Source organism: Massilia norwichensis (genome assembly GCF_024753245.1).
In the GTDB taxonomy this organism is placed as follows: Bacteria; Pseudomonadota; Gammaproteobacteria; order Burkholderiales; family Burkholderiaceae_D; genus Telluria; species Telluria norwichensis.
Genome location: NZ_JANUGX010000055.1, coordinates 1 through 9,303, shown reverse-complemented (window position 1 = coordinate 9,303; position 9,303 = coordinate 1). Strand labels below are relative to the sequence as shown.

Genomic DNA, 9,303 nt, shown 5'->3' with positions numbered 1-9,303 from the left:
AACACACTCGACACTTGGCCGTTTTAACAAGTTTAATCTGTTGATTCTATTAAACTTTTCGTGCGCTGCAGAAGCAGGAGGCGAACTATAGCAAATCACACCGTGAGGACGCAAGAGGGCTGTTGCGTGCTACATTAATCAATAGTCGACTTCCACCGATAGAGCCGCAGTCCAGGGCCAGCCAGGAGACATGGAATGACTTACCAATTGCCGGCAACGATCGCCAGCGCGCATCGCCGTTCCCAGAGCTTCGGCCTGCGTGCCAACCTGCGCCCCGACTTCGATCCCCTCTCCCTATCCGCCCTCTCGGCCCTGGTCGAGCAGAACCGCATGCTGTACAGCCACGCGGTGCCGGCAATGGAGACCCTCTACCAGCAGATCGCCAACACCCACAACTCGGTCCTGCTGACCGATGCCCGCGGCGTGATCCTGCATTCGCTGGGCGATGCCGACTTTCTCGAAAAGGCCAACCGCGTCGCACTGACGCCGGGCGTGAACTGGTCCGAAGAAAGCAAGGGCACGAATGCGATCGGCACCGCCCTCGCCGAGCAGGCGCCCACCACCGTGCACGCCGACCAGCACTACCTGACAGCGAATCACTTCCTCACCTGTTCCGCCGCGCCCATCGTCGATCACCACGGCGCGGTGATCGGCGTGCTCGACGTCAGCGGCGACCGGCGCAGCTTCCACAAGCACACCATGGCCCTGGTGCGGATGTCGGCGCTGATGATCGAGAATCACCTGTTCGCCGCCACCTTCGAAAATGCGATCACCCTGCACTTCCACACGCGGCCGGAGTTCATCGGCACGCTGATGGAAGGCATCGCCTCCTTCACGCCCGATGGCCGCTTCCTGGCGGCGAACCGCAACGGCCTGTTCCAGCTCGGCCTGTCCACGCCGGCCTTGCAGGCACACAGTTTCAGCTCCCTGTTCGGGATGCCGGTGTCGAAGCTCTACGATCACGAGCGCAGTGCGGCACCAGGGCTGCTCGACCTGTGCATGCACAACGGCGTACGCGTGTACGTGCGCGCGGAACTACGTCTGAAACATGGTGCGCGGCGACTGGACGATGCGCCCACCCTGCCCTCACCGACGGTACCGAAGCAGCCCGAGCGCGCGAACCTGCAGGCGCTGAACACGGGCGACGCCCGGCTCGCACAGGCGATCGCCAAAGTGGACAGGGTGCTCGGCCAGGGCGTGCCCATCCTGATCACGGGCGAAACCGGCACCGGCAAGGAATGGCTGGCCCAGGCCATCCACCGCGACTCGCCCCGTGCGCGCGGCCCTTTCGTGGCCTTGAACTGCGCCGCGATTCCGGAAGCGCTGATCGAATCGGAGCTGTTCGGCTATGAGGAAGGCGCCTTCACCGGCGCGCGCAGGAAGGGCGCACCAGGCCGCATCATGCAGGCGCATGGCGGCACGCTCTTCCTCGACGAGATCGGCGACATGCCGCTGGCCCTGCAGGCGCGTCTGCTGCGCGTGCTCGAAGAACGCAAGGTCGTGCCGCTCGGCGGAGCGAAGCCGCTGGCGGTCGACGTCGAACTGGTCTGCGCCACCAACCACGACCTGCGCAGGCGTATCGCCGATGGCCTGTTTCGCGAAGACCTGTACTACCGCCTGAACGGCCTGGTCCTGAAGCTGCCGCCGCTGCGCGAGCGCAGCGACCTCGATGCCCTCGTCGGCAAGATGCTCGACGGGGCGCACCGGCAGCGCCGCGTGGCCGACGCGGTTCTGCACCTGTTCCGCCGCCACGCCTGGCCGGGCAACCTGCGCCAGCTCGCCACCCTGCTGCGCACCGCAAGCCTGATGGCCGGCGACGAAGACGAGATCGGCCTGCACCACCTGCCCGACGACTTCCTCGACGACCTCGATGCGTCGCCCCTAAAACCGCGACCTGCGGCCGCGCCCGATACAAAACTCGACGATCTGGAACTGAGCGCCATCCTGCGCACCCTGAACGCGCACGGCGGCAATGTCTCGGCCGCCGCACGCGCCCTGGGCGTCTCGCGCAACACCATCTACCGCAAGCTGTCGCGGACTAGCCAGCAATCCCCAGCTGGGCGCACTCCGCATCCGTGAACAGCCGCGAGCGGGTCAGGAAGCGCCGGCCGGTGCCGTTATCGAGCGAGAACATGCCACCGTTACCGGCAACCACATCGATGATCAGCTGGGTGTGCTCCCAATAGCCGAACTGTTCGCGCCCCATATAGAAGGGCGTGCCGTCCAGGCTGCCCAGGCAGACGTCGGTGTCGCTGACATTGAACTCTCCCATCGGATAACACATGGGCGCGCTGCCGTCGCAGCAGCCGCCGGACTGGAAAAACATCAGCGGGCCGTGACGCTGCCGCAGCTCGCCGATGAAGGCGAGTGCGGCAGGCGTCGCGGTCACGCGCTCGATCGGCGTGGCCATGGGCTACCTTTCAGAAGAAGCCGAGCGCCTTCGGGCTGTAACTCACCAGCAGGTTCTTGGTCTGCTGGTAGTGCTCGAGCATCATCTTGTGGTTCTCGCGGCCGATGCCGGATTGCTTGTAGCCGCCGAAGGCCGCGTGCGCCGGATACAGGTGGTAGCAATTGGTCCATACGCGTCCGGCCTGGATCGCGCGGCCGACGCGGAAGGCACGGCTGCCGTCGCGCGTCCACAGCCCCGCGCCCAGTCCATACAGGGTGTCGTTGGCGATGCGCAGGGCATCCGCTTCGTCCTTGAAGGTCGTCACCGAGACCACCGGGCCGAATATCTCTTCCTGGAAGATGCGCATCCGGTTGTCGCCCTTGAACACGGTCGGCCGCACGTAGTAGCCGCCCGAAAGGTCTCCTTCATGGGTGGCGCGTTCGCCGCCGGCCAGCACCTCGGCACCCTCCTGACGGCCGATGTCGAGGTAGGACAGGATCTTTTCCAGCTGCTCCTGCGAGGCCTGGGCGCCGATCATCGTGTTTTCATCCAGCGGATTGCCGGCCTTGATCCGGGCCACGCGCGCCAGCGCACGCTCCATGAACTTCTCGTAGATCGATTCCTGCACCAGCACGCGCGACGGGCAGGTGCAGACCTCGCCCTGGTTCAGCGCGAACATCGCAAAGCCTTCCAGGCACTTGTCGAAGAACTCGTCATCGGCCGCCATCACGTCTTCGAAGAAGATGTTGGGCGATTTCCCGCCCAGCTCCAGCGTCACCGGGATCAGGTTCTGCGCCGCGTACTGCATGATCAGGCGACCGGTGCCGGTCTCGCCGGTGAAGGCGATCTTGGCGATGCGCTTGCTGGAAGCCAGCGGCTTGCCGGCTTCCAGGCCGAAACCGTTGACGATATTGACCACACCGGCCGGCAGCAGGTCGGCGATCAGCTCCATCAGCACCATGATCGATGCCGGCGTCTGCTCGGCCGGCTTGAGCACGACGCAGTTGCCGGCCGCGAGCGCCGGCGCCAGCTTCCACACCGCCATCAGGATCGGGAAATTCCAGGGGATGATCTGGCCGACCACGCCCAGCGGCTCATGGAAGTGGTAGGCATAGGTCTCGTGGTCGATGGTCGAGATCGCCCCTTCCTGGGTGCGGATGCAGCCGGCGAAATAGCGGAAGTGGTCGATCGCCAGCGGCAGGTCGGCGGCCATGGTTTCGCGGATCGGCTTGCCGTTGTCGATGGTCTCGGCAGTCGCGAGCATCTTGAGGTTCTGCTCCATGCGGTCCGCGATCTTGTTCAGGATATTGGCGCGCTCGGTCGGCGAGGTCTTGCCCCAGGCCTCCCTGGCGGCGTGGGCGGCATCCAGCGCGGCTTCGATGTCCTCGGCCGTCGAACGCGCCACCTCGCAGAAAGGCTGGCCGGTAATCGGCGTCACGTTCGGGAAGTATTCGCCCTTGACGGGGGCGACGAAGGCGCCGCCGATGAAGTTGTCGTAGCGCTGGCGGAAGGGGTTGGCGACGCCGAGTTTGCTGATGTCTGCAAGATTCATGTCATCCTCTTCTTTCTCTGTGGTGGTGTGGAGCACCCTGTCTCGCAAGCGCCATGCCAGCCCTGCCGACCTGCCTGTACAGAGGGAGGACCTGGCCGACGCCGGCAGCAGCTGCGTCACCATCCGTGACACCTGCTCCAGATTGACACAGCACGGTGGGACAAGTGGACAAGCGGACAACGGGTTTCCCGACTGGCGGGTATAGTGCCTGCCGAGCCCATGGAGAAAAGATGAAACGTCACGTACTTGCTTCCAGCGTCATCGCAGCACTGTCTACTTACACCCCGTTCGCCAGCGCGGACGAGAATGCGGCCGCGGCCGTTCCGGTCGTCGTGGTGACGGCCAGCCGCACCGAACAACTGAGCTTCGACCTGCCGGCGTCGATCGACGTGATCGGCGCCGACCAGATCGGCGCCGCCCAGCCGCGCGTGAACGCCTCCGAAGCGCTGGCCGCAGTGCCCGGCCTGGTCGCGCAGAACCGCCAGAACTACGCGCAGGACCTGCAGATCTCGTCGCGCGGCTTCGGCGCCCGCTCGGCCTTCGGCGTGCGCGGCGTGCGCCTGATCGCGGACGGCATCCCCGCCACCATGCCCGACGGCCAGGGCCAGGCCGCCACCTTCAACCTCGACCTGGCCGAGCGCATCGAAGTCTTGCGCGGGCCCTTCTCGGCTTTGTACGGCAACCATTCCGGCGGCGTGATCCAGTTGTTCACGCGCGACCCGAAAGGCGCACCCGCGGTCGAATTCAACGTCAGCAGCGGCAGTTACGGCAGCCGCAAGACCGACCTGAACGCCAGCGGCAGCACCGGCGGCGTCGGCTACCTGGTCGATGTCTCGCGCTTCGATACCGACGGCTACCGCAGCCACAGCGCGGCGACGCGCGACCAGGCCTATGCCAAGCTGGTGTTCGCACCGAGCGCCACCAGCCGCCTCGTCTTGACGGCCAGCGGGCTGCGCCAGGACGACACCCAGGATCCGCTCGGCGTGACCTGGGCCACCTGGCAGCGCGATCCGCGCGCGGGCGAGATCGACACCACCGACCCGCGCACGCCGCAGCGCACCTTCGCCGAACGCTACAACACCCGCAAGAGCATCGACCACCAGCAGTTGGGCGCGACCTGGGAGCAGCGCTTCGGCAGCGACCGGCTGCGCGTGACCGCCTATGCCGGCAAGCGCCGCGTGATCCAGTACCAATCGTTTTCGCAGGGCTTCCAGGCGCCGGCCAGCCATTCCGGCGGCGTGGTCGATTTCGATCGCGACTTCCACGGCATCGACGCCAACTGGACCATGTCGCGCCCCCTGCTCGACGGTACGCTGCGCTCCACCTTCGGCATCGAGGCCGGGGCGTCGAACGACGGCCGTAAAGGCTACGAAAACTTCATCGGCAGCGAGTTTGGGGTCCAGGGCCGCCTGCGCCGCGACGAGAAGGACGAGGTCAAGAACCTCGACCCCTATGCCCAGTTCGAATGGGAGCGCGGCGCCTGGGTATTAAGTGCGGGCCTGCGCCACAGCCGGGTCGATTTCGAGGTCGAAGACCGCTACCTCGCCAATGGCAACGACAGCGGCAGCGTCAGCTACCGCCACACCACGCCGCTGCTCGGCATCCTCTACAAGCTGCAACCCGGCCTGAACCTGTACGCCAGTGCGGCGCACGGTTTCGAGACGCCGACCCTGAACGAAGTCTTCTATTCGGGTACGGGCGGCGGCTTCAACTTCGGGCTGGCGCCGGCCCGGAGCACCCACCTGGAATTCGGCGTGAAGGCGATGCCGCTGGACGCCGTGCGCATCAATGCCGCCGTGTTCCAGGTGAAGACCACCGACGAGCTGGTGGTCGACAGTTCGAGCGGTGGTCGCACCAGCTACCGCAACGCCAGCGCGACCTTGCGCCAGGGGCTGGAGCTGTCCGCGGATGCGCAATGGCGCCGCAACTGGACCGGCCGGCTGGCCCTGAGCGTGCTGCGCGCGGTGTACGACGAAGGCTTCGGTGCTGTCCTGAAGGGCAGCCGCCTGCCGGGCGTGCCGAACGCCAGCCTGTACGGCGAGTTCGGCTGGAAGGATGCGGACGACCGCTACGGCGCCGCGCTGGAAGCCATCGCCAACACCAAGCTATATCCGGACGATGCCAACCAGGTCAATCCGGCGCCGGGCTTTGCGGTCGCCAACCTGCGCGTGCAGGCGCAGCAGCAGTTCGGCGCCTGGCGCGTGAAGGAATATGCGCGCGTGAACAACCTGTTCGACCGCGGCTATATTGGTTCGGTGATCGTCGGCGACAGCAACCGCCGCTTTTACGAAGCCGCGCCGGGCCGCAACTGGGTGCTGGGCGCGAGCATGCAGTACCGCTTCTAAGCTGTTGCCGACGCAGGGATGTGCACGTCGGGATAGAGACGCTTGAATACGTCGGCGACCACCGCCGCGAGCAGGCGGTAGAGCGCGTCGACCGCCTGCTCCTGGTGCCCGCGCTGCGTCTGCCAGAAGCGCTCGGGGTCCGGGCAATGCGCCTGCAATGCTTCTTCGACCGCCGCCTGCCAGAAAGGCGGCGCCTCCCCTTCGACGAAATTGCCGCGGCCGCGGCCGAAATGGGCTACGGCTAAATAGCGCAGGATGCTGCTGACCATCAGCGTGCGCAGGAAAGGCGGCGCGAACTGCACGGTCGGGTGGTTGCGGTCCGTGCTCGTATTGAAACCCCAGGCCGCGCCGGCCATCGTCAGCGCACCGACGATCGCCCCCAGCAGCGCGCCGCCGCCCAGGGTCAGGCCGCCCGCCATCAAATCGGCCGATAGTCCGGTCGCCGCACCGGAGACGACCGCACCGAGCAGGCCGGCCTGGGTCTTGTCGACCGGCGCGCGGACCTTGAAATTGTCGCGCACCCGCGCGTTGATGCGGGCCGCCTGGCCAGGGTCGAGACGGTGCAGGGTCAGCAGCTGGGTGGTGGCCTGGGCGATCCGCTCTTCGAGGCGCTCGACCAGCTTCGCCATCGCCGTCTCCTGCCGGCGCGCGTCCGACTTGCCGAGCTTGACGGCCTTCAGCGCCGACTGCAGCAGCCCGCTGCTTTCCTCGGGTATGGCTTCGCTGTCGCGAACCGCCGCCGCCAGTTGTTCGGCAGTGATGCGCAGCGAGGCGTGGTAGCGCGCCAGGTTGTTCGCCTCCCAGGCGGCGCGCAGGCGCGCATAGCCATCCTGCTTAGTCTCCGGTACCAGCCTGCCGACCGCTTCATAGAACACATGTTCATGCACCCAGCAGCGCGCGAAGGCATCGAGCGCGAGCACCTCGCGCACGATCGGATACTGGTCGAGGTGCTGCTTCCACAAGCTTTGCTCGGCCTGCTCCTCGGACGCCGGCCGCGGCGGACCGAGCTGGTTCAGCAGCACGACCACCGGCTTGCCCAGCCACTCGAGGATGCGCATCTCGGCCGGCAGGTAGCCGGCGTCGCGCGGATGCTCGCTCGAATTGACCAGGTAGAGCACCACGTCGGCTTCGTCGCGGGCGGCGCGCAGGGCCTGCTGGCTGAGCCAGAAGGGGCGGTCGCGGTAGCGGTCGAAGACCTCGCGCAGGAACCAGCCGATCGGATTGCCGGCCATCGCCAGCCGCTTGAGCAGGCGGACCGAATCGCCGAAGCCGGGCGTATCCCATAGCAGCAGGCTGTCGCCCTGCTCTGTCGTCTGCAGCAGGTGCGCTTCGGAGAAGGTCGTCACGTGGGCCGCGTCCCTGACTTCGCCGACATCCATGCCGACCAGGGTGCGGGCGAGCGTCGTCTTGCCGTTGTTGGTGTGCGATACGAGCGCGAACTGGACCTTGACTGTTTCGCTCATCGTGCCCCCGCCGCGGCCACGCCGCCCTGCATGTCGGCCTTGTATTTTTCGGGCTGCAGCAGGTTCACGATGGTCACGGGCAGCTGGTAGTGGGTGCAGAACTGGCGCCACAGGGCGATCCGCTCGGCGACGCGCGGATCGGTCCCGGTCGGATGGGTGGCGCGCTCGGTCATCGAGGATTCGTCGACCAGCACGCCGACACCGGGCAGCTGGCGCGCGATCGCGGACAGCAACGCACCGTGGTTCTCCTGCTCCGGCGTCGAGGCGAGGTTGAACAGCACCGCGGTCACGGTCGCGTCACCGGCGTCGGGGCGTAGGTCCAGCAGGATGCCTTTCGGATCCTCGCCATAGGGCAGCGAAGGACGCAGCATGACCCGGGTCTGTTCGCCATACATGCTCACGGCGATGGCGGACAGGCCACGGTCGCGGCGCTCGTCGAGGGTGAAGCTGTAGGGCAGCACGCGCAGGGTGACCGGACCGGGGCCCGCGCCGATGTGCGTGGCGAGATTGCGGAAATACGGCTGCTGCAGATCGATCGGGAAGCGGCGCGCGAGCCGGGCCGCACGCCAGCCGGCGAACAGCGACAGCACAAGGCGCGGCAGGATCACGAGCAGCAGCAGGGTCGCGGCGTAGAGGTGGACCCAGCGCGCACCGCCCGCGCCCGATGGCTCCTGCACGAAGCGCAGGGCCTGCACGTCGGCGACGCTGAAGCCCTCGATCGGGAACAGGAACAAGGCGGGCGCGAACAGCCAGGACAGCAGGGTGTGAACCTGGTTCGCATCGAGGAAGGTGCTTTCCCAGCCGGCCGCATATTCGGTCAGCAGGCCGCGCGCGTACAGCGAGAGAATGGCGCCGAGCGCGAAGGCGGCGGCCGACAGGTGCACGGTGCGGCTCAGCCGCGCATGGGTCAGCTTCCAGGACAGCTGGGTCCAGTCGGCCGTGTACTCACCGAGCGCGGCAGCCAGCGGCGCCGGCAGCTTGCGTGGCAGCCTGGCCTTGCCGACGCTGAGCCGGCGCATCCACTCTGGACCGACCCAACCGGTGCGCCTGGCGGGAATCAGCAGCCAGACCAGCAGGATGAGGTAGACCAGCAGATTCCAGCCGATGATCAACAGCAGCGGCGCCGACAGCAGGTCGACGCGGTGCGGATCGGCGATGTGATCGATGGCGGCGCCCGCGATCAGGGCCAGCAAGGGCAAGAGTGCCGACAACAGCGGCAGCAAGGGGCGCCGGTGCAGGAAGCTGCGCAAGGCAGGCGTGCGTTCGGCAAGCCGCTTGAGGATTTGTTCGGAACGCTGTTCGAGGAAATGATCGAGGGTGAGCGGCGACTTGCCGTCGGCCGCGGACCATTGCGCAAGTTCACGGGCGCTGCGGCTCGCGTACATGCGGTCGTCGTCGCTGAGGACTTCGTGTTTGACGTCCGCCGTTTCGATCGCGCGGACCAGGGTCACCCTTCTCGCCACCTGCTCTTTCATGCTGTTTCCTTAATGGATAGACAACAGCTGCATTGTGCCGCAAATTGGGGGAGGCTGACGGATGACTGGATGAGATGCT

General features: G+C 66.6%; 6 protein-coding genes. 2 read left to right on the top strand and 4 right to left on the bottom strand.

Going from position 1 to position 9,303, the window contains the following annotated elements:
• Positions 1-195 precede the first annotated feature (195 nt).
• Complete coding sequence (locus NX782_RS25885) at positions 196-2,079, top strand: sigma-54-dependent Fis family transcriptional regulator (RefSeq protein ID WP_258848383.1); 1,884 nt, start codon at positions 196-198, stop codon at positions 2,077-2,079.
• On the opposite strand, the gene NX782_RS25880 is transcribed toward NX782_RS25885, so the two are convergent.
• On the bottom strand, positions 2,039-2,410 hold the full coding sequence (locus NX782_RS25880) for a DUF779 domain-containing protein (RefSeq protein WP_258848382.1): 372 nt from the start codon (positions 2,408-2,410) through the stop codon (positions 2,039-2,041). The two genes, NX782_RS25885 and NX782_RS25880, sit on opposite strands and share 41 nt — an antisense overlap.
• 10 nt (positions 2,411-2,420) lie before the next feature.
• The gene (adh, locus tag NX782_RS25875; protein WP_258848381.1) at positions 2,421-3,941 is read right to left on the bottom strand and encodes an aldehyde dehydrogenase; all 1,521 of its coding nucleotides are present in this window, start codon (positions 3,939-3,941) and stop codon (positions 2,421-2,423) included.
• A gap of 230 nt (positions 3,942-4,171) precedes the next feature.
• Between adh and NX782_RS25870 the strand changes: the two genes are divergently transcribed.
• Positions 4,172-6,286 carry a TonB-dependent receptor family protein gene (locus NX782_RS25870; RefSeq protein WP_258848380.1) on the top strand — a complete coding sequence of 705 codons (2,115 nt, stop codon included), beginning with the start codon at positions 4,172-4,174 and terminating at the stop codon, positions 6,284-6,286.
• On the opposite strand, the gene NX782_RS25865 is transcribed toward NX782_RS25870, so the two are convergent.
• Positions 6,283-7,749 carry a GTPase domain-containing protein gene (locus NX782_RS25865; RefSeq protein WP_258848379.1) on the bottom strand — a complete coding sequence of 489 codons (1,467 nt, stop codon included), beginning with the start codon at positions 7,747-7,749 and terminating at the stop codon, positions 6,283-6,285. The genes NX782_RS25870 and NX782_RS25865 overlap by 4 nt on opposite strands.
• Positions 7,746-9,224, bottom strand: coding sequence for a DUF2868 domain-containing protein (locus tag NX782_RS25860; RefSeq protein ID WP_258848378.1), 1,479 nt, complete (start codon positions 9,222-9,224; stop codon positions 7,746-7,748). The genes NX782_RS25865 and NX782_RS25860 overlap by 4 nt, the downstream gene beginning before the upstream one ends.
• Positions 9,225-9,303: the final 79 nt, after the last annotated feature.

Coding starts and splice junctions, on each gene's coding strand:
- adh (WP_258848381.1), bottom strand. CDS start 3,941: ATGAATCTTGCAGACATCAGCAAACTCGGCGTCGCCAACCCCTTCCGC.
- NX782_RS25860 (WP_258848378.1), bottom strand. CDS start 9,224: ATGAAAGAGCAGGTGGCGAGAAGGGTGACCCTGGTCCGCGCGATCGAA.
- NX782_RS25865 (WP_258848379.1), bottom strand. CDS start 7,749: ATGAGCGAAACAGTCAAGGTCCAGTTCGCGCTCGTATCGCACACCAAC.
- NX782_RS25885 (WP_258848383.1), top strand. CDS start 196: ATGACTTACCAATTGCCGGCAACGATCGCCAGCGCGCATCGCCGTTCC.
- NX782_RS25880 (WP_258848382.1), bottom strand. CDS start 2,410: ATGGCCACGCCGATCGAGCGCGTGACCGCGACGCCTGCCGCACTCGCC.
- NX782_RS25870 (WP_258848380.1), top strand. CDS start 4,172: ATGAAACGTCACGTACTTGCTTCCAGCGTCATCGCAGCACTGTCTACT.